The sequence below is a fragment of the Nostoc sp. DedSLP03 genome, assembly GCF_034530815.1.
GTDB lineage: Bacteria > Cyanobacteriota > Cyanobacteriia > Cyanobacteriales > Nostocaceae > Nostoc.
This window is the reverse complement of sequence record NZ_JAVRCK010000008.1, coordinates 81,536-99,659: the sequence shown is the minus strand read 5'-3', so window position 1 is coordinate 99,659 and position 18,124 is coordinate 81,536. Positions and strand designations below refer to the sequence as shown.

The 18,124-nt window shown below is 43.0% G+C and carries 21 protein-coding genes; 12 read left to right on the top strand and 9 right to left on the bottom strand.

Annotated elements, in window-relative coordinates:
• The first annotated feature begins 10 nt into the window (after nucleotides 1–10).
• The 4 genes from RM368_RS06055 to RM368_RS06040 all read left to right on the top strand — a co-directional run bounded on the left by RM368_RS06055 (nucleotide 11) and on the right by RM368_RS06040 (nucleotide 3,547).
• Nucleotides 11–688 carry a heme-copper oxidase subunit III gene (locus RM368_RS06055; protein ID WP_322693229.1) on the top strand — a complete coding sequence of 226 codons (678 nt, stop codon included), beginning with the start codon at nucleotides 11–13 and terminating at the stop codon, nucleotides 686–688.
• A 38-nt stretch (nucleotides 689–726) separates the two neighbouring features.
• The gene (locus RM368_RS06050) at nucleotides 727–972 is read left to right on the top strand and encodes a hypothetical protein (RefSeq protein ID WP_322693228.1); all 246 of its coding nucleotides are present in this window, start codon (nucleotides 727–729) and stop codon (nucleotides 970–972) included.
• Nucleotides 973–1,213: 241 nt separating this feature from the next.
• Entirely contained in the window at nucleotides 1,214–2,581 is a 1,368-nt protein-coding gene (locus RM368_RS06045) for an NAD(P)/FAD-dependent oxidoreductase (protein WP_322693227.1), read from the top strand.
• A gap of 495 nt (nucleotides 2,582–3,076) precedes the next feature.
• Entirely contained in the window at nucleotides 3,077–3,547 is a 471-nt protein-coding gene (locus RM368_RS06040) for a peptidoglycan-binding domain-containing protein (RefSeq protein WP_322693226.1), read from the top strand.
• A gap of 185 nt (nucleotides 3,548–3,732) precedes the next feature.
• Here RM368_RS06040 and RM368_RS06035 read toward each other — a convergent pair whose 3' ends face one another.
• The 4 genes from RM368_RS06035 to RM368_RS06020 all read right to left on the bottom strand — a co-directional run bounded on the left by RM368_RS06035 (nucleotide 3,733) and on the right by RM368_RS06020 (nucleotide 6,782).
• Nucleotides 3,733–4,359: a nucleotidyltransferase family protein gene (locus RM368_RS06035; protein ID WP_322693225.1), complete on the bottom strand. Its 627-nt coding sequence runs from the start codon at nucleotides 4,357–4,359 to the stop codon at nucleotides 3,733–3,735.
• A 5-nt stretch (nucleotides 4,360–4,364) separates the two neighbouring features.
• On the bottom strand, nucleotides 4,365–5,522 hold the full coding sequence (locus RM368_RS06030; protein WP_322693224.1) for an XdhC family protein: 1,158 nt from the start codon (nucleotides 5,520–5,522) through the stop codon (nucleotides 4,365–4,367).
• A 499-nt stretch (nucleotides 5,523–6,021) separates the two neighbouring features.
• Nucleotides 6,022–6,423, bottom strand: a complete 402-nt coding sequence (locus tag RM368_RS06025) for an HNH endonuclease signature motif containing protein (RefSeq protein WP_322693223.1) — start codon at nucleotides 6,421–6,423, stop codon at nucleotides 6,022–6,024.
• The gene (locus RM368_RS06020) at nucleotides 6,420–6,782 is read right to left on the bottom strand and encodes a hypothetical protein (RefSeq protein WP_322693222.1); all 363 of its coding nucleotides are present in this window, start codon (nucleotides 6,780–6,782) and stop codon (nucleotides 6,420–6,422) included. The genes RM368_RS06025 and RM368_RS06020 overlap by 4 nt, the downstream gene beginning before the upstream one ends.
• Before the next feature lie 448 nt (nucleotides 6,783–7,230).
• On the opposite strand from RM368_RS06020, the gene RM368_RS06015 reads away from it, so the two are divergent.
• From RM368_RS06015 to RM368_RS05985, 7 genes are all read left to right on the top strand, one after another.
• Nucleotides 7,231–7,530, top strand: coding sequence for a metalloregulator ArsR/SmtB family transcription factor (locus RM368_RS06015; RefSeq protein WP_322693221.1), 300 nt, complete (start codon nucleotides 7,231–7,233; stop codon nucleotides 7,528–7,530).
• A gap of 29 nt (nucleotides 7,531–7,559) precedes the next feature.
• Nucleotides 7,560–8,408 (top strand): phosphate ABC transporter substrate-binding protein, encoded by an 849-nt coding sequence (locus tag RM368_RS06010; RefSeq protein WP_322693220.1) that lies wholly within the window; start codon nucleotides 7,560–7,562, stop codon nucleotides 8,406–8,408.
• Nucleotides 8,365–9,243: a phosphate ABC transporter permease subunit PstC gene (gene pstC, locus RM368_RS06005; RefSeq protein ID WP_322693219.1), complete on the top strand. Its 879-nt coding sequence runs from the start codon at nucleotides 8,365–8,367 to the stop codon at nucleotides 9,241–9,243. Before RM368_RS06010 ends, pstC begins: the two co-directional genes overlap by 44 nt.
• Nucleotides 9,236–10,090, top strand: coding sequence for a phosphate ABC transporter permease PstA (pstA, locus tag RM368_RS06000; RefSeq protein ID WP_322693218.1), 855 nt, complete (start codon nucleotides 9,236–9,238; stop codon nucleotides 10,088–10,090). Before pstC ends, pstA begins: the two co-directional genes overlap by 8 nt.
• Nucleotides 10,087–10,881, top strand: coding sequence for a phosphate ABC transporter ATP-binding protein (locus tag RM368_RS05995; RefSeq protein ID WP_322693217.1), 795 nt, complete (start codon nucleotides 10,087–10,089; stop codon nucleotides 10,879–10,881). The genes pstA and RM368_RS05995 overlap by 4 nt, the downstream gene beginning before the upstream one ends.
• A gap of 28 nt (nucleotides 10,882–10,909) precedes the next feature.
• Nucleotides 10,910–11,527, top strand: a complete 618-nt coding sequence (locus RM368_RS05990) for a flavin reductase family protein (protein ID WP_322693216.1) — start codon at nucleotides 10,910–10,912, stop codon at nucleotides 11,525–11,527.
• Between the two features lie 198 nt (nucleotides 11,528–11,725).
• Nucleotides 11,726–11,977 (top strand): hypothetical protein, encoded by a 252-nt coding sequence (locus RM368_RS05985; RefSeq protein WP_322693215.1) that lies wholly within the window; start codon nucleotides 11,726–11,728, stop codon nucleotides 11,975–11,977.
• A gap of 247 nt (nucleotides 11,978–12,224) precedes the next feature.
• On the opposite strand, the gene RM368_RS05980 is transcribed toward RM368_RS05985, so the two are convergent.
• From RM368_RS05980 to RM368_RS05970, 3 genes are all read right to left on the bottom strand, one after another.
• Nucleotides 12,225–13,796: an MFS transporter gene (locus RM368_RS05980; protein ID WP_322693214.1), complete on the bottom strand. Its 1,572-nt coding sequence runs from the start codon at nucleotides 13,794–13,796 to the stop codon at nucleotides 12,225–12,227.
• Nucleotides 13,797–13,814: 18 nt separating this feature from the next.
• Nucleotides 13,815–15,131, bottom strand: a complete 1,317-nt coding sequence (locus RM368_RS05975) for a Gfo/Idh/MocA family oxidoreductase (protein WP_322693213.1) — start codon at nucleotides 15,129–15,131, stop codon at nucleotides 13,815–13,817.
• Between the two features lie 202 nt (nucleotides 15,132–15,333).
• Nucleotides 15,334–16,011, bottom strand: coding sequence for a DUF4142 domain-containing protein (locus tag RM368_RS05970; RefSeq protein ID WP_322693212.1), 678 nt, complete (start codon nucleotides 16,009–16,011; stop codon nucleotides 15,334–15,336).
• 639 nt (nucleotides 16,012–16,650) lie between these two features.
• Between RM368_RS05970 and RM368_RS05965 the strand changes: the two genes are divergently transcribed.
• Entirely contained in the window at nucleotides 16,651–17,223 is a 573-nt protein-coding gene (locus RM368_RS05965; protein WP_322693211.1) for a DUF3611 family protein, read from the top strand.
• Nucleotides 17,224–17,299: 76 nt separating this feature from the next.
• Here RM368_RS05965 and RM368_RS05960 read toward each other — a convergent pair whose 3' ends face one another.
• Nucleotides 17,300–17,530 (bottom strand): hypothetical protein, encoded by a 231-nt coding sequence (locus tag RM368_RS05960; RefSeq protein ID WP_322693210.1) that lies wholly within the window; start codon nucleotides 17,528–17,530, stop codon nucleotides 17,300–17,302.
• Between the two features lie 52 nt (nucleotides 17,531–17,582).
• Nucleotides 17,583–17,960 carry a DUF6632 domain-containing protein gene (locus RM368_RS05955; protein ID WP_322693209.1) on the bottom strand — a complete coding sequence of 126 codons (378 nt, stop codon included), beginning with the start codon at nucleotides 17,958–17,960 and terminating at the stop codon, nucleotides 17,583–17,585.
• Nucleotides 17,961–18,124 lie beyond the last annotated feature (164 nt).

The window sequence follows — 18,124 nt, the reverse complement described above, 5'->3', positions numbered from 1 at the left end:
CTAATGATTAATGACCAAAATCATGCAAAGTCCCAGAATCCATATAGATGAAAGTCCGATCCGTTTCGATCGGTGGCGACGACGCTTACCGAATTGGTTACAGCGCTTTTTGCCAAGTGGTGGCGGAAGTCATGAAGATCATCATGGCAAAGGAATGTTTGGGTTTACTGTATTCCTGTTGTCGGAAAGTATCATTTTTTTGAGTTTTATCTTTACTTATGTTGCTTTACGACTGAATACTAATAACTGGCTACCACCTGGGGTTTCTGGGCCAGAATTGTCTAAGCTCGTGATTATTAATACGGTAGTTTTACTTTCTAGTAGCTTTGTGATTCAACCAGCAGAAAATGCCCTCAAACGAAATCAATTGAGTAAATTTCGCTGGCTCTGGTTGATAACGATCGCAATGGGAATCTACTTTTTAATTGGTCTATTAATTGAGTGGAAAAATCTCGATTTCAAGCTCACTACGGGATTAGTTGGTTCTACCTTCTATTTACTAACAGGTTTCCACGGTTTACACGTTCTAGCTGGTGTAGTGCTTCAGATAATTATGCTGATTCGCTCATTCATTCCAGGCAATTATAATAAAACTCACTTTGGTACAAGTGCGACTACTCTATTTTGGCACTTTGTTGATGTAGTTTGGGTCTTCCTTTTCTCGCTTCTCTACCTTTGGCGGGCATAAAGATTTTCAGTTCACTAAGTATTTTCAGGAGTAACTTTATGAAATTATTCATCCAAGAATTACCAGCCTCAGAACTCGCGCCAAAAGCAGTTCAAGAAACTCCCGCACCAGGTAAAGATCCACTCATTGCACGTGGGTTACAAAAAGAGCAATATATTGGCATTATTGGGCTAGCGATCGCTCTAATTGCTGCTGTGGGATTTTTTAGTCGCAGAGTCGAATACGCTATTGCTTTCGCTTTATTCCTCAGCGTCTTTTTAATTGCGTTATTTTTATTCGTATAGCTAATTAATCATTTGTCATTTGTCATTTGTATTTTCGCAAAAATCTTAATTGTGATTCTTGCTTTGCACCTATGCGTGAGACAGAAAATCTGATTTAAATGCGTAATACCAATTCACTAAAATTATGAAACAGATGTAAACCCTGAAAAGCTAGCTATCTTTAAGTTTTTTAATTGCGAATTGTGAATTGGTATAACATCCTGGCAAATTCATTGATTTGACAATACTTTGGAGATATTTTATGAATAGCCCAGTTTATCAAACTGTGATTCTTGGTGGTGGCTTCACTGGCTTATTTACAGCCTTACACCTGGCTCACGAACATTATCCTCGCTCTGTAATTTTGATCGATCGAAATGAAAGCTTTTGCTTTAAGCCATTACTCTACGAATATTTCAGTGGCGAGATGGATGCTTTTCAAGTAGTACCGCGTTTTACAGAATTGCTTAAAGGTAGTGGTGTAATTTTTGTTCAAGATGTAGTGGAATCGATCGACTTGCACCAACAACAAGTCAAATTAGCTTCGGGAAACTCATACAACTACAGTAACTTAGTCTTAGCTTTGGGTAGTGTTACTGCTTATCATCATCTTGAAGGTGCTAAAGAATACGCTTTTCCTTTTTGGACACAAGCAGATGCGATCGCTCTCGATCGGCATTTAGGCGATTGTTTGCAAAAAGCAATCAAAACTGAAGATCCAGAACAACGTCGTCAACTGCTAACAGTAGTTATAGTTGGTGGTGGTGCAAGTGGTGTAGAAATGGCAGCTACCCTAGCTGATTTACTCCCACATTGGTATAGCGCTATGGGAGGAAATTCTAGTGAAATCCGTGTAATATTGCTCAATCACGGCCAAGAAATTCTCAATGGTGATATTAACAATCCTCTGCGCCCAATTGCTGAGAAAGAATTACAAAAACGCACAATTCCAATTGAAATACTTACCGGAGCTGAAGCCACTACTATTCATGCCAATGCCATTGAATATAAACGCAATGAGCAAATTGAAACATTGCCAACATACACCGCAATCTGGACAGCTGGCACTTCTATTCACCCACTAATTAAAGATTTACCAATTTCTCAAGAACATCGCGATCGCCATAATCGCCTCCTAGTAACTTCTACAATGCAATTACTCGACTTTCCAGAAGTATTTGCAGGCGGGGATTGTGTAGCAGTTCAAGATAATTCACTACCGCCAACAGCCCAAGTTGCTTATCAGCAAGGAGCCAATATTGCCCAAAATCTAAAAGCATTAGCTTTAGGCGAAAACCTCAAACCAGTAAAGGTAAATATACGCGGAACTCTCTTAAAATTAGGGTTAAATGATGCTGCCGCTAACCTTTTCAATATTTTTGAAGTTGCAGGAGAATCCGGGCATTTAATTCGTCAAGGAACTTATTTAACGCTATTACCAACACCAATTCATGACTTTAAAGCAACAACTGAATGGGTGGATGAAGAGATTTTCCATCACCATCTCGATCCTCATGATGTGGGCAAAAAAGTTGTTCAAGGAGTAGAGGTGGTTGGCGCAGGAGTTATGGGCGTTTTAGCTGCCAGAAAATTATTGAAAATGTTGGGTTCGGAGGATAAAAGAGATTAGTACAGTACGGCGTAAATAAACCACGCATTCAAAACCGAATGGCACGCTTGTAAAGCCCAAACACTTATTGTATCCTCGTTCCCAGCCTAGAGGCTGGGAACGAGTTCCAAGAGGCTCTGCCTCTTGTCAAGAAAGAGGAGGCTCCGCTTCCGAGAATGGTTTCCCAGCCTGGAGGCTTGTTCTAGTTGGGAGCCTCCAGGCTCTTAACCAGTTGGGGCAAGGACTGTATCTTAACAAGTGTGCCATTCCATTCAAAACCAATGAAATGCTTACGCTATATTAATTTTTAATTTTTAATTTTTAATTCCGCCTTGCGGTACTAGCACAATTTCGTGCGACATAAATTTTAATACATTTAGTCATGGTTTTGTCACAATTTTGCAATAGCTTTGTCAATACGACGTGTGATGCTATAGCTCTGGCTTCGGAAATAGTCTCAGACTAGACCCACACACCAGAATCTACAGAAGAGAATCACTTAAGGCACAGTACCTTATGAAGATGATTCTTCAAATAGAAATTGCAAAATCTCATACAGTTGTAAGGAACAAGAAAATGAATTGGAAAGTACTTGCTTTGCTCCCTGCGTTGACTCTAGCTACTGCTGTACCTGCTTACTCTTTAACTAATAATAAAAGCCAAAATTCGGCTACTGCTACCCACATTGCCCAAAGTACTCAGCAAGGCAATACCATGAAAAAGCCTAATGCTGTACCAAAGCTTAGTGCCAAGCACAAGTCTAATCATATGGCAAAGCGTAGTACTGGTACTGTACTGACAGTAGGCAGCAAAGGAGAGACAGTGAAAACTGTTCAGAATTCTTTAAAACAGCAAGGATTCTATACGGCAAGTGTAAATGGTGTGTTTGATAATAAGACTCGTGCAGCTGTGATCAAATTTCAGAAATCTAAAGGATTAAGAGCAGATGGAATAATTGGACATCGAACTTTAGCCGCTCTTAAATAAAATTGTTTACTAATATCCTCATTGCTAAAACGCTGTAAAGACAAAAGGCTAGGAAAGAAATTCTAGCCTTAAAATACTAACCCAACTTTATTCTATTCTATCTGTGTAGGTCGGGGAGCCACTACATTGTCGAGTCAGCGCGGTTTTCTCTACTTGTTCCCTTTTAGCGTTCTTGTTCAAGATGCTTAAAAAATTCCTTTAGTAATTGATAGCAATTGTTCGTAATTCGTTGGTGTATCAATATCTATATCCCCTAATGGAAACGGAATAGAAAACACTTCATTCAGGTGATGATTAATAACTTTTTTTGCTCCTGAAGTTTCCTTTAAAGCGGCAAGTTCTGAAAAAAATGTCTGACTGAAGAGAGCAGGTACACCTAATGTATCTCCATATTCACAAGCAATAATCGGTTTTTTTGTCAAATAATATGTATCAACAAGTTGATTGATAATTTGGGTAGAAACAAATGGCTGGTCGCAAAGTGTAATAACTACTGCTTCTATTTTTTGCGGAAGATTGTTTAACAATTCAATACCACTCTTGATTGAGGTACTCATTCCACAAGCCCAATTGGAGTTTTTAACTACTTTAACAGGAAGTTGTTTAATTTGGGGATGAATCTGTTCTGCGTTGGCTCCAAGTACTACTACCACAGGTTGACAAACTGAAGCGATCGCTATTTCTGTAATATATTGTAAAAAACTACGCCCTTGGTAAAGCAATAGTTGTTTTGGTGTACCCATCCTAGTAGATGCACCAGCAGCAAGAATCATAACGGCTATGGTTGATTTCTCGTTGTCTATAGCAGTCATAAAAACTATGGGGTAAGTAGCAAGTTTGAGTTGCTTTCATCGTATTGGTGAATCGGTTGATTGCGATTTTTTAAAAAATTACCATTGCGGTTTGTTAGCACTGCTTGAATTTCTGCAATAATCGCGATCGCTATTCCTTCAGGTGTATCTGCTCCGATATCAATCCCAATCGGGCCATGCAATCTGGTTAATTGTTCAGTAGTATAAACCATTCCTTGCGAACCTAAATCTGCAAGCAATCTTTCAGTACGTGCTTTTGGGCCTAAAACCCCTATGTAACGTGCGGGAGATGGCAGCAATGTTTGCAAAATTTCCAGGTCATCAAGATAATTATGCGTCATCACTACGGCAACTGTCTTGGCATCTATAAATACCTGTTTTTGGACAATTTCTCGCCGAGTCAGAATCACATCACAAGCTATTGGAAATCGCGCTTTAGTTGCCTCATTAGCACGACAATCGACTACAGTAACGTCCCAACCTAATGCTTGAGCAAACTGTGCTACGGGTACAGCATCATAACCTGCACCAAATATAACTAAAGGCGTGGGTGGTTGGATGACTTCAATAAAAACTTCTGCACTGCCTAAAGGTAACTGATAGTTTTTTACACTAGACTTTTGATTAGTAAAAGCTGCTTGAGTATCTACTTGCAGAGATTGAATTAAATTTGGATCTTTGATGTCAGCGATAATTTTGCCATCAGGATACAGCAGTAAACGCGACCCAAGTTTCACATCTACCTCGCCTTCCAAGGCAAAGACTGTAGCAATAATACCTAAATGTTTTCGCTCAAAGCACTCTTGCATAAAAGCGATCGCATTTGGTGAACTTTCTTTTTCCAGACGTTCGATCAGAACTTGCACTGTCCCATTGCACCCCAAACCAAAGCCCCAAAGAATATCTTCTGAGGCGGTGTTATCGTAAGTCACAACAATTGGTTCGCCGTCCGACATTCGTTGTTGAGTATGCTCAAATACATCATTTTCCAAGCAACCAGCGCTGATTGTTCCGATCGTCCGACCTGTATCTGTCATCAACATTTTGGCACCTGGTCGGCGATAGGTTGAACCTTGAGTTTTGACTACAGTCGCAAGAAAAGTAACTTCACCATTTTTTTGACTTGACTGGAAGCCTTCTAAAATTGCTTGTAATTCGTTCATTTGTTTCTGTTTCTAGCAGTTTATGAAGTTGAGTAGGCAGTCTCAATGCAAACAATATGATGACTGTGCCATTGTGCATCGCTGCTAGTGTCAAACACTCCTGAGATTTGCTGTTCTTTAACGATTACAGTATATACGTTAGATTGAGGTGCGTTCCCAGTGTTATGCTATCCAAGATAAACGAAAACATCACTGAAATCATGCCCCAGAGGATAGTTGTCAACTTTAGTTATTTATCTATCACAAGAGTTAGCACGAAATACTGATTTTCCCTAAATTACAGTTTTGGCAGAGTACTTTAAACTTGTTGCAAAAGTCTTAATTTGAGACTCTTTATTTTTATAAGAAGTCTATTGTGTTTAGTTAAAATATCTATCTACAGGCTGAATTTAGTTTGAACATTTAGCTGGCATTCAATCCGAAAGATGCACATTTTGTTTGGAAAAAATGGCGTTGCCTACACCCCCGCAGATAACCTTTCAACGGTTAAGTTGCATGACTACGGAAACAACCCCAATCGAATCCATAATTGCCGTGCTGCTACCTGAGCAGGACTGTTCATCGTCAAATACTCTACTGTAACTTCTCCAACTGGAGTCATTCCCCTAATTTTGCCAGATTCAACATCAACCTGAAAATGTTCACTCCACTGATTTTCTTTTGGATGAAATAACCGAACTTCAGTATTGGAATCAGGCAAAGTGCCATTGATGCGAGTTCCTTTACGGAGATTACAGGAGCGACACGCAAGGGCTAGATTTGCTTTATTATTTGCACCTTGCCGAGAAATTGGAATAATATGCTCCACCTCAAACGGAAAATTGAAAACAACTTCAGGAGCTTGGCAATACTCACAACGATGGTTAGCACGCCCAGCGATCGCAGTATAGTACGGATTCATGAATTCTCTGGCTGCATCAACGCAGCAGTACGGGCTGTCGCCGCTCTCAATTCAGCCTCAACCAAGTCATCCAGCTGTGCCTGTTGTTCTGGTAGCAATTCTTGTCCCCGATCCCGTGCCGATCGCCATAATCTCATCAACTCTGATAACCGTTTTTGTTGCTGGGCACTAAAGAATGTGTCAGGACGAAAGCTTTGAATGACTAGTAGCGCACTAAACTCAGTCTCACCCAACTGGGCAGTTAACGCATCTAAAGCTTGCCCCGCAGTTTTGCCAACCGAATGTTTATCTCCTGCAATCGCACGATAGGATTTCTCACCGCTAGCGTCTCTTGTTGGTAAAATTGCTACAGTAGTCATACTTCTAGCCTCAAGTGCTGCCTCAAATTATAGCTTTCCGCCACACTTTAGCTGATAGCAAATAAATTGCGATCGCGCACGGACGCTGATTTTTATCGCACTATGTGGCGGGTATTATCTTCTTTTTTATTCGACCTATTTAAAAATAGGGGCTTTATACCTTTTGGGGAAAAGTTTTTTCTTTTTCCCTTATCCGCAAATCCATTCCCCTCTTCTTCTTGGTAAATAGGATAAACATTAAGCTTTGGTTAAAAAATATAATTTTAATTGTAGAGCGTGACACTTTCTACCTTAAAATATGAATCGAATTTCATATGAATTGCTATTTATTTGCGAGAGCAGCAGTTGTTAATCTTCGCTGAACACGAGAGCGTTCGTCCTTGACGTTGCCGGAGGCATCGCTGCAACCTAACTTCGGAAACAAGAAAAACTTATTCCTTTAGAGGCAATGAAAAACAGTAGCAAGAAGCAGGTTGACTGCGTAGAAAAGTTGAAGGTACTGGCAGATGAAACTCGTTTAGCAGTATTAGAACTCTTAATCGATAGTCCCAAACACGTGGGAGAGATGAATGCAATTTTGGGATTGGAACAAAGCCTACTATCCCATCATTTACAAGTTCTGCGTCGCTCCCAGTTGGTTGTGCCCTCGCGTGATGGAAAAACAGTTCTCTACCGTCTGGCTCCAGAGGTGGAAATAACTACAGGCAAAGCTTTGAATCTTGGCTGTTGTGTCCTCTGTTTTAATTAAAAACCCTAATTCGGGTTGAAAAGTAACTAATGAAAAATTCTCAAATCTTACCTCTGGCAATTGGGTTGGCTACCTGTATTTGGTTACAAGGCTGTTCATCAGCGAATCGAGATGCAAATAATCCAAATCAGCTTCAGGGAAAACTAGTACTTACAGGCTCCAGTACAATTGCGCCGTTAGCGGCTGAAATTGGCAAACGTTTTGAATCTCAGCATCCAGGTGCGCGAGTTGATGTGCAATCAGGGGGATCTTCGCGTGGGGTTTCTGATGCTCGTCAAGGTGTCGCTAATGTTGGCATGGTTTCCCGTGCCTTGAAGCCAGAAGAAAACGATTTAAAAGCATTTTCTATCGCTCGTGATGGAGTGACGGTAATTCTTTACAAAGACAATCCAATAAAATCGCTCAACGATAAGCAAGTTGTAGATATTTACACAGGCAAAGTGACGAACTGGAAACAAGTGGGAGGTAAAGATGCAACGATTACAGTTGTTAATAAAGCCGAAGGACGTTCCACTTTAGAATTATTTACCCATTATTTCAAACTGAAAAATACAGACATCAAAGCCCAAGTAGTAATTGGTGACAATCAGCAGGGAATTAAGACAGTAGCAGGAAACCCGAATGCAATTGGTTATGTATCGATTGGATCGGCAGAAAATAGTGCAGCCAATGGAGTAGCTATTAAGCTGCTACCTGTAAATGGGATAGCTGCAACAACAGCTAACGTGCAGAATGGGACTTTTCCGATTTCTCGTCCACTTAACTTAGTAACTAAAACCCAACCTCAAGGATTGACAAAAGCATTTCTTGATTTCGCGCAATCACAACAGGTAAATGACATTGTTCAAAAGCAAAACTTTGTCGTCGTCTCCAAATGACTTTTGGTTAATCTGGATACTGCGTTTTCTAGGGATAATAGCAGGAGCGATCGCACTTTTAATTATCGTCTTTCTAATTCTGGAGTCTCTACCAGTCCTCAATCATGTCGGAATAACACGTTTTTTTACAGACTCTTCTTGGAACCCAACCGCCGGATTATACAATCTCTTCCCGATGTTATTGGGTACATTTTTGGCAATGGTTGGCTCAGTAGCGATCGCGACACCAATCGGAATTCTATCTGCGGTTTTTTGTCAATTTTACGCCCCACCAGTAATAGCTCGGTTATACCGTCGCTTAATTGAACTCTTAGCAGGAATTCCTTCTGTAGTCTACGGTTTTTGGGGATTAGTGGTGCTGGTTCCGATGATTGGTAGGATACATCCACCGGGGCCAAGTTTACTCGCGGGTATTGCCATTCTCACAGTGATGATTTTGCCAACAATAGCGCTTGTAGCCGATGCTAGTTTAGCGAAAGTCCCAACTTCCTATCTTCAGGGAGCAGCAGCTTTAGGATTATCCCGTTGGGCAACTATCTCTAGAATCGTGCTTCCTGCTGCCAAATCTGGATTATTCACAGGCTTAATTTTAGAAACAGGTCGAGCAATTGGCGAAACAATGGCTATTTTGATGGTGTGTGGCAATGTAGTCCAAATGCCAAAAAGTATATTTGATCCCATCCGCACGTTGACGGCAAATATTGCTCTGGAAATGGCTTATGCCACAGCAGACCACCGTTCGGCGTTGTTTGTTAGCGGTTTAGTTTTGATGGGAATGATTTTGCTGTTAGTTGCGGTTGCAGAAGTCATCAGTCAAGGAAAAATATATGGGTAAACCTGTTGTAAGTCTTAAAGATTGGTTGCCAACAATCATTGTTTGGACAACTGCTGCCCTAGTTACTGGTATCTTTCTTTGGATACTCAGTGATATCCTTTGGCATGGTATAGGACACTTGACGTGGCAATTTCTGACAACTGAACCAGAAAATGCTGGTAGAGAAGGGGGAATTGCCAGCATTCTGGTTTCCACTTTTCTGATTATGGCAGTGTGTATGGCGGTTTCTATCCCTATTGGTGTTGGTACAGCCGTTTTACTGGCAGAATTCACCCCCGTGGATAGTTGGTTTGGTGGGTTGGTGCGGCGTAGTTTAGATGTACTGGCAGGAGTTCCTTCTATAGTTTTTGGGTTGTTTGGCAACGTCTTCTTTTGTCAAGTTTTGGGGCTGGGATTTTCTATTTTGTCGGGAGGATTGACCTTGGGATGTATGGTGTTACCAATCTTGATTCGCTCTACAGAAGAAGGATTTCGCGCTGTTCCCAATGAGTATAGATTGGGAGCCGCAGCCCTTGGTTTTTCCCGCACAACAACGCTATTTCAACTGTTGTTACCTGCTGCTGTCCCTGGTTTGGTTGTGGGATTAGTGCTGGGTATTGGTCGAGCGATCGCAGAGACGGCGGCTTTAATTTTTACTAGTGGTTACGTAGATAGAATGCCAGAATCACTGCTAGATTCCGGGCGTGCGCTTTCGATTCATATTTTTGATTTATCAATGAACGTCTCTGGGGGAGATGCCAATGCTTACGCCTCAGCATTAGTCTTGCTGGTATCACTGCTGCTGATTAATGGTACAGCAGCATGGATTGCAGATCGTTGGTTGCACAGGAGAATTTTTTCTGGATGAAATCAGCAAATATTGCTACTGGAATTGTCGAACCGTTGATTGAAACGGAGAACTTAACTCTGCAATACGGGCAAAAAACTGCATTTGCTAATGTCAATTTGAGTGTGAATCTAGGGGAAATTTTGGCATTGGTGGGGCCTTCTGGTTGTGGAAAAACTAGCTTTTTGAGTTGCCTAAATCGTTTAACAGATATGATTCCCCAGTGTCGAGTCCAAGGGCGGATTCGTATAGGTAGTTTAGACGTGCTAAATACCAAAACGAATGCAAACGCGCTCCGGCGGCAAGTTGGGATGATTTTTCAAAAGCCTAATCCTTTTCCTTTATCAATTTGGAAAAATCTGGAATTACCTTTGCGAGAACATGGTATCCGTAAAGAACAAATCGATGCGATCGTCGAGACAAGCCTGAAAGATGTTGGACTTTGGGATGAAGTCAAAGACCGACTGCAAACCTCTGCTTTAGGACTTTCTGGCGGACAACAGCAAAGGTTGTGCATAGCTAGAGCCTTGGCTTTGCAACCAGAAATCCTGTTATTGGATGAACCTTGTAGCGCCCTCGATCCAATTGCCAGTGGAATAGTTGAAGACTTAATTACTAGTTTGCGTCAGCGTTATACCTTGCTGATTGTGACGCATAATCTAGCGCAAGCCAAGCGCATCGCCGATCGAGTTGCTCTGTTCTGGGTGCAGTCAGCTGTTGGGCAATTGATTGAGTCAGGTACAGTAGAGCAAATTTTTGAGTACCCCCAACATCCCTTGACAGCAGCTTATGTCACGGGTGCAAGGGGTTGATTTGAAAAATATAGAAATAGAGAATTTTATGTTATCATTCGTGCCGCAGGAAATGAAAGACCCTGCTCCTTACCATCTATTGACAAGCATCGTTGCTCCTCGCCCAATTGCCTGGGTGTCTACAATTAGTGCCTCTGGAATTGCCAATCTTGCCCCGTATTCGTTTTTCAATGCAGTAGCAGGTTTTCCACCAACTATTATGTTCTCAGTCGCATATCGTAGACATGAGTCAAAAGAAAAAGATACGTTACGCAATATTCATGAAGTTGATGAATTTGTGTGTCATGTGGTCGATGAAACACTGTCTCAGGCAATGGCTCAAACCGGAACAGAATTTCCCTATGGAGTTAACGAGTTTGAAAAAGCAAACTTAAAAGCTATTCCTGCTACAGATGTCCGACCATTGCGGATTGAAAGCTCACCTGTGGCAATGGAGTGTAAAGTCACACAAATAGTTCCAGTGGAAGGAACCAATAATGTGATGGTATTGGGTCGAGTGTTACGATTTCATGTGCGTGAAGACTTATACCGCCAAGATTTGGGGTTAGTTGATACTGTAAGGATGCAGCCGATTACGCGCTTAGGTGGCCCAGTTGAGTATACAAAGATTGGGCAACTATTTGAGATGACAACTCCAAAGGTATGAGCGGATGTTAATTAACAGGAGTTGCACGTAGGTTTTTTGTAGCTTGTAAAATTCACCCTTAACTTATATCCTAGATTCGCTATTGTTGAAAATAAGCCGATTGGTTTTCAAGCCAATCTGGACATTCAACTTGTTTAACGTGAGTTCGAGAGTGCTATTTTAACCTCTCCCCCACCCCCTCTCCTACGAGGATCTACGGTGTACACACAAGTCTCTCGATCTGCAACTTTGTTGCATCGCCTTGCACGTTTGTTGTATCAACTCGCACCTTTGTTGCATCGCCTTGCACGTTTGTTGTATCAACTCACACCTTTGTTGCATCGCCCTGCACCTTTGTTGCATCGACTCGCACCTTTGTTGCATCGCCCTGCACGTTTGTTGTATCGACTCGCACCTTTGTTGCATCGACCTACAAAAATTAACCCACCCTATGTTCCGCAGCAACTTTAAAAGACTTGTGCGTACACCGTAGCCAATATATTGGGGGATTAAGGGGGGTAATTGACTTGTGTGTACACCGTAGCCTACGAGCAGAGGGGAGCAAAAACCCTTTCATCTCGTTACTCCTTCCTCTCCTTACCCAGACGCTACGCGTTCGCCTTTTAGGAAAGGAGGCTGGCCGGGAGAGGTCTGTCGAACTCACGTTTGTTTAAGAATATCCTGTTTTCAGTCTTTTCTAAGCTTGTGCTTCTTGGGATTAGCGAGCATAAATCATGTGAGAAATAACTGGGGGTTCATCGCCTTGATGAAAGGCAAAAACCTTTTCGCGAATTTCTCGATCTGCCACCGTAAACCGCTCATATTGACGTAAATGATCTACCCAAGACTCGACGATAAACGTCTCTAAGTAGCGATTTGGCACAGATGTATCGTGAAAGATGCCCCAGCGAATCGCACCATCTCGTAGCCGCACCACGCGTAGGGCATGAATTTCAGTAATGAATTCCTTTGCTTGAGTTGGGTCAATACAATATTCAAGTGTGACTAAAACTGGCCCTTGTTCTGGTTGCAATTCAATCACTACCAGCGGTTCTGCTCGCCGTAATGCTGGGCCTAAATCCAGTTTTCCTGATAGCAAGCGATAACGCCGCGCTGTAAAGGTTCCCCCTACTAAGCCGATCGCAGCAATGAATAAGGCAGTCCGCATACCCCAATGCTCTGCTGCTACACCCCAAACAATACTACCAATTGCTGAACCTCCTTGAAATACCATTTGATAAGTTCCTAGTGCCCGCGCCTGCACCCAAGCGGGAACCGCAAGCTGCACTGTAATATTCAAGCTGGATGTCATACTTGTCCAGGCAATTCCCGCCGCTAGCAAAGCCAGCAACACCAAAGGTACGTTGTGAATGAATGCCAGAATTAAGGTCGCAACTGCAAACACCAGAGTTCCGGCAATCACAACTCCATCGGCTGTGAGATGTTGACGCACTTGTGGCAGCAAAATTGCACCGAAAATCGCCCCCAATCCAAAGCAACCGAGTAGTAAACCATACCCACCTGCTCCTTGTTGCAAATCTTGTTGTGCTACCAAAGGCAGCAAGGCTAACAAAGCACTTGTGCAACTGGTTAAAACAGCCGCACGAATTAACACGGCTTGCAGGGCGGGAGAAAAACGGACATAGCGAATACCAGCTCGCACAGAACCCAATACTCGCTCTGCGGGCAGGGCGCTTTCATAAAGCGGTTGGCGCTGCCAACGATACAGGATGTAAATCACCCCGATAAAAGAAAGGGCATCAATCAAAAAGACGACTCCCGCATTTGCCGCCACCAATATAAAACCTGCGATCGCCGGCCCAACTGCTCTGGCAATGTTAAACCCAGCACTATTTAATGCGATCGCAGCCATTAGTTCCGATCGCGGTACTAATTCTGGTACAATAGCTTGCCAAGCTGGGCCATTCATTGCCGCTCCCAAGTTAAGCAAAAACGTCAGCGCCAACAGTGACCACGGTGTAATCTTACCTGCAAAAATCAATCCACTCAAGATCATTGCCGCAACCAGCATCCAGAATTGCCAAAACAGCAGTAACCGACGGCGATCGAAAATATCTGCCGTTGCTCCGGCTGGTAATCCTAACAACAGCACTGGCAAAGTTGCGGCTGTTTGCATCAGTGCCACCAACAGAGGAGAGGTGGTGAGAGAAGTCATTAACCAAGCTCCCGCCGTGTCCTCCATCCAACCGCCAATGTTGGAGACAATCGAGGCAATCCAGCGATCGCGAAACAAAGATTTACGGAGCGGACTCCAAGCAGAGGTTGTCATAACTGCGGTATGCACATCTTACTTCAGCATTCGCGGAGCGGGGCCACGAGTGGTATCTAATCCTGACACACGAGGTAGAGCGATGGTTTTGCCTGTATGTGCTGCTTCGTAAATCACTGCCATTAATCTTTGGTCTTGCAAACCTTCTTCCCCTGGTGTATGAGGTTGCTTGTTGTGAATCACACAATCTGCCATGTGATCGATTTCCAAGGCGAACTGATTCTTCTCACCTATGCGCACTTCGCTAATGTTTTCTGCCATGCTGTTGGTTGGGGATTTGCGCGAAATCATCATTCGCAAGCCATTGTAGGAGAACGCCGGATCGAGTTGTCCCCAAGCATCAGAGCCGAAAACGCGAAACCGCCGCCCTTCGTGAAAGCCGTAGCTAGTGGAGCAAATCCCTAGTATCCCACTGGGAAACCGCAGCTGGAAGGTGACATTTTCTTCAACTTCTTTGAAGCGCGGATCGCCGGGAGTGCTGAAGATTTGAGCGCTAATTGCGATCGGTTCCTCTCCCGTTAAATAGCGAGTTGCATTCAAGCAATAAATTCCTACATCCGGTAAAGAGCCACCTCCAGCTAAGGCGCGTTTCAATCGCCACTGATTTAAGTCACCTCCCTGGTTTTGTCCGTTATCTGCCTGAATCACCTTCACAGTTCCCAATTCTTTGCTACGGATCATCTCAATCATGGCGCGATGGTGCGGCTCATATTGGCAGCGATAAGCAATCATCAGTTTGCGATCAGCTTGTTTGCACGCGTCGATCATTTGTTGAGCATCTTCGACTGTGGTTGCCATTGGCTTTTCACACAAAATATGCTTTCCAGCTTTCGCACCACGCACCGTATATTCCCGGTGCATACTGTTAGGCAGTACGATATAAATCACATCAACGTCTGGATTGTTGCGGAGATTGTCGTAATTCTGATAGTTGTAAACGTTCTGCGGTTTGATGCCATACTGCTGGGCAACAAGATTTGCTTTGGCAGCATCACCACTCACTAATGCAGTTGGCTTTGCTAGTTTACATTCTGCAAAGGCAGGCATGATTTCTTCTAATGTCAGTCTGCCAAGTCCAACGATCGCAAATCCCAAACGTCGCTCTGGAGGTAATGCAGTTGGTGGCCCACCCGTATCAACCTCAGTTTTTTCTGAGATGGGTGGAAACTCAATCTGAGGCGGCAACTCGCCTTTGCGGGGAGTGGCTTGTCCTGTTGGCTGTTGGGCAGTAACCTCTTCGCCCATACTACCAATTGCGGCGGCAGAAACGGCTCCTAATCCAGTTGTAGTTAGAATCTGCCGACGAGAAATTTTTCCTTTAAACAATTTAGACATCGTGGTTCCTTAAAATTCTCCTGAATGACGAAATTTTGGGCTTACAGCAGAAATCATGTATTTGAACCACATCTGTCATCGGGGCACAGCATTAGACTTCTTGGCATAAGTCGGGGAAAGGGTAAAGGGTAAAGGGATGGAATTTCCTCTTACCCTTTTCCCTACAATGCCAAGAAGAAATGCTTAACTGAACTCTATTGCCTTACGGGGTAGTAGTTGGAGTTGGGGTGTTAGTTGGAGTTGGGGTGCTAGTTGAACTTCCAGGATTAATAAGGGAACGAACTTCTTGCAGGTGGTCTTGGAGAATTGGTAGAGTTTGACCGGCAAATGTTTTCACGTCTGCATCTTGTCCTTGTTCAGCTTCAGTTTGAAATAGAGAGACATCTTTTTCATGATCTTGAAGCATCTGATTCAAATATTGGCGATCAAAGTTAGTACCAGAAAGTTTGGATAAACGTTGCTTTACTTGCTGATTTTTAGTGCCAATAGTAGTTGGCAGCGTGACACCTTTTTGAGTCGCCAACTGTTTGAGTTGATTATTTGCCAGGGTATGATCTTGAACCATACGCTGTCCATACTGTTTTACCGCATCGCTAGTTCCACGTTGTGATGCTAATTGTCCTAGTTGGACTTCTGCTAAACCACCTTGAGCGGCTTCAGTTATGAACTGTCTGTCTGCCGAACTGAGGTTATTTTGCCCTGATGGAGTTGGTGAGGTAGTTGGTGAGGTAGTTGGGGATGGACTCTCAGTTCCTTGTACAGGTACAGCAACTGGAGCTTCAGATGTAGTCTGGTCGTGCGGAGTAGTCGGCGTGCAACCAGTCGCCAGAGATAAAGCGATCGCTACTATACCAGTAGAAAATATTTTGAAATTGGACATAATTAGTGTTCTCCTTGGATAAAGCTATACTTTGAAACGTTGAATGAAAAACTAAGGGCGATCGCACAGTTGAGTAAGCTACAAACAAAGCTGATTAATGTGAAGTAGATGCCGCTGGTGCAAATTGTGTAAATAAATTCAAGATTTATCGATTGAATGCAGGTATATCATTTGGTTGAGTTCTGTTTGGGCGAGGAGCAGTTGCAAAAATCCTTCTGAAACTGTAATGCTGCCACTAATCTCGAAGCAGAAGCAGTTTTTAACAAGCTGCGTCTACTAATTTCCATAATTGTCTCCTACAAGCACCACCAACAGGAATGAGCCGTATATTATCACTGCTATCTGGCACAGAGACTCTAGCTAAGGTGTGCTTTTAAATATATTCCGCAAGATGCATTCACAATGCAAATCGATGCATTCTTAATGCAAGCCAATGCATTTACAAGGGTAAACAAAAAAAGGTGTGGGAGAATAGTTAGTGGGCGTTATCCGCTAACTATGCTCAAGGTGCTAGGCATAGTGACTTTGGCACTGCCGTAGACAATAGAGTAAAAGCCTTCTTCGATAAGTATCTACGTAGGCAGCGCGTAGAGGTTTTGATTGCAACGATCAATTGGCGTAAGTTTTAGGAGAACTAAGATGACAAATGACCTAAATTCATACTTACCTGTACCAACTAAACGAAAATTCGCAGCCACTTTCGGTGTAGTAAGACCAATTAGCTTTTGGGTACAGTTAGCATTAGGCACTGTTTCTATCTTGGCTTTGTTACTGGCTATATTTAGCCGTAACGTCACTGCCCAAACAACGACAAATTCGGTTATGGGTTTTGGAGTATTTTTGGGAATTATTGGAATTTTAGTGCTGTGTTTCCGACTCTACTGGATGAACCGCTACAGGCGTTTAAACAAACTTTTACAGTTGCCTAATCGAGAATTACATCCAAGTAAACAGGACGTAATTCAAGTATTACAAATTGGGTTAATTGTCAGTTTTATAGGGCTATTTTTAGCTTTTTTAGCATCTGAAGTGACTGTTATTGCTGTATTAGCGAAAACGCTAGCTCTGCCTCAAACAATAGGAGTCTATAGACCTGAAAATGTCATTCGGTCTCTAGATGTTTTTGTGGTTTTGGCCAATGTCAATCTGATTGGCGCTCACTTTGTCGGAGGCGCTACTTCACTTGGGCTGCTTAACTGGTTAGAGCAATAGTCACCAAAGCAAAAAGTCAGTTGCGATGGCGTAACCGACTGCTAGAAGGGATCGCAAGTTATCAACTTAATTGAGTTTAGAAATTAGCGATCGCCAATCGTATGATTGAGGTTTCATCGTTTCGGCGATGCCTACGGTGGTCACTGAGCGGCTGGTGAGCGGAGTCGAACCATGCCGTTGGCGCAGCCTTTCGTAAAGAAGTGCTGGCTACGCCTACGCATTTGCAGTATTCGGCCTTGCAGTTTATGAGAGATGCGATCGCTCCCTCTTCTATCTTCCTTTGCGCTCTTTGCGGTTCGATTCTCATGCCCCCTCATATCCAAAGTACAGTAAAAAATAGAGCGTAGGGGGTAGCCCGTTTATGTACTTGACACCACTTTGCGGGGCGCTAAAAAGCCAAGGACAATTGCTACCAAGAATAATGCTGGAACATCACCAAACAGGTGTCCCTGTTCAACAGGGTCAATTACTGCATGTACCGCCATAATCAGCCCGTGGACTGCACTTGATATAACGGTGAACCAGATTAAACTGAGGTGAGCTTCTGGTTGCTTTGAAGCTAACAGCAAAAAGACACCAAGCGTCGCATAAACACCAATAATCATCTGTTCGTATTCGTGCTGACCTGGTTGCCATAACCAGCCTGATGCCCAGACCTGAGTTAGCGGATATATAAGTAGAAAAGCTATACCAACAAGAACCAGAGCGATTTGTAAGTAGCGATCGCGCTCATCCATTGCTTTAACCTCCCCTATTTTCTAGTGCAGTCTTTACTAACAAAACTGCATCATTTTCTGATTGTATTCCGACTAGTGACACTTCAGCTTTAGAGTGTTAGAAATTTTAATGCTTCTCATGGTTTTTAGTGTCGTCTTACGGTTTTGTAATTGCATCGGTCTGT

Coding starts and splice junctions, on each gene's coding strand:
- RM368_RS06055 (WP_322693229.1), top strand. CDS start 11: ATGACCAAAATCATGCAAAGTCCCAGAATCCATATAGATGAAAGTCCG.
- RM368_RS06050 (WP_322693228.1), top strand. CDS start 727: ATGAAATTATTCATCCAAGAATTACCAGCCTCAGAACTCGCGCCAAAA.
- RM368_RS06045 (WP_322693227.1), top strand. CDS start 1,214: ATGAATAGCCCAGTTTATCAAACTGTGATTCTTGGTGGTGGCTTCACT.
- RM368_RS06040 (WP_322693226.1), top strand. CDS start 3,077: ATGAAGATGATTCTTCAAATAGAAATTGCAAAATCTCATACAGTTGTA.
- RM368_RS06035 (WP_322693225.1), bottom strand. CDS start 4,359: ATGACTGCTATAGACAACGAGAAATCAACCATAGCCGTTATGATTCTT.
- RM368_RS06030 (WP_322693224.1), bottom strand. CDS start 5,522: ATGAACGAATTACAAGCAATTTTAGAAGGCTTCCAGTCAAGTCAAAAA.
- RM368_RS06025 (WP_322693223.1), bottom strand. CDS start 6,423: ATGAATCCGTACTATACTGCGATCGCTGGGCGTGCTAACCATCGTTGT.
- RM368_RS06020 (WP_322693222.1), bottom strand. CDS start 6,782: ATGACTACTGTAGCAATTTTACCAACAAGAGACGCTAGCGGTGAGAAA.
- RM368_RS06015 (WP_322693221.1), top strand. CDS start 7,231: ATGAAAAACAGTAGCAAGAAGCAGGTTGACTGCGTAGAAAAGTTGAAG.
- RM368_RS06010 (WP_322693220.1), top strand. CDS start 7,560: ATGAAAAATTCTCAAATCTTACCTCTGGCAATTGGGTTGGCTACCTGT.
- pstC (WP_322693219.1), top strand. CDS start 8,365: ATGACATTGTTCAAAAGCAAAACTTTGTCGTCGTCTCCAAATGACTTT.
- pstA (WP_322693218.1), top strand. CDS start 9,236: ATGGGTAAACCTGTTGTAAGTCTTAAAGATTGGTTGCCAACAATCATT.
- RM368_RS05995 (WP_322693217.1), top strand. CDS start 10,087: ATGAAATCAGCAAATATTGCTACTGGAATTGTCGAACCGTTGATTGAA.
- RM368_RS05990 (WP_322693216.1), top strand. CDS start 10,910: ATGTTATCATTCGTGCCGCAGGAAATGAAAGACCCTGCTCCTTACCAT.
- RM368_RS05980 (WP_322693214.1), bottom strand. CDS start 13,796: ATGACAACCTCTGCTTGGAGTCCGCTCCGTAAATCTTTGTTTCGCGAT.
- RM368_RS05975 (WP_322693213.1), bottom strand. CDS start 15,131: ATGTCTAAATTGTTTAAAGGAAAAATTTCTCGTCGGCAGATTCTAACT.
- RM368_RS05970 (WP_322693212.1), bottom strand. CDS start 16,011: ATGTCCAATTTCAAAATATTTTCTACTGGTATAGTAGCGATCGCTTTA.
- RM368_RS05965 (WP_322693211.1), top strand. CDS start 16,651: ATGACAAATGACCTAAATTCATACTTACCTGTACCAACTAAACGAAAA.
- RM368_RS05960 (WP_322693210.1), bottom strand. CDS start 17,530: ATGAGAATCGAACCGCAAAGAGCGCAAAGGAAGATAGAAGAGGGAGCG.
- RM368_RS05955 (WP_322693209.1), bottom strand. CDS start 17,960: ATGGATGAGCGCGATCGCTACTTACAAATCGCTCTGGTTCTTGTTGGT.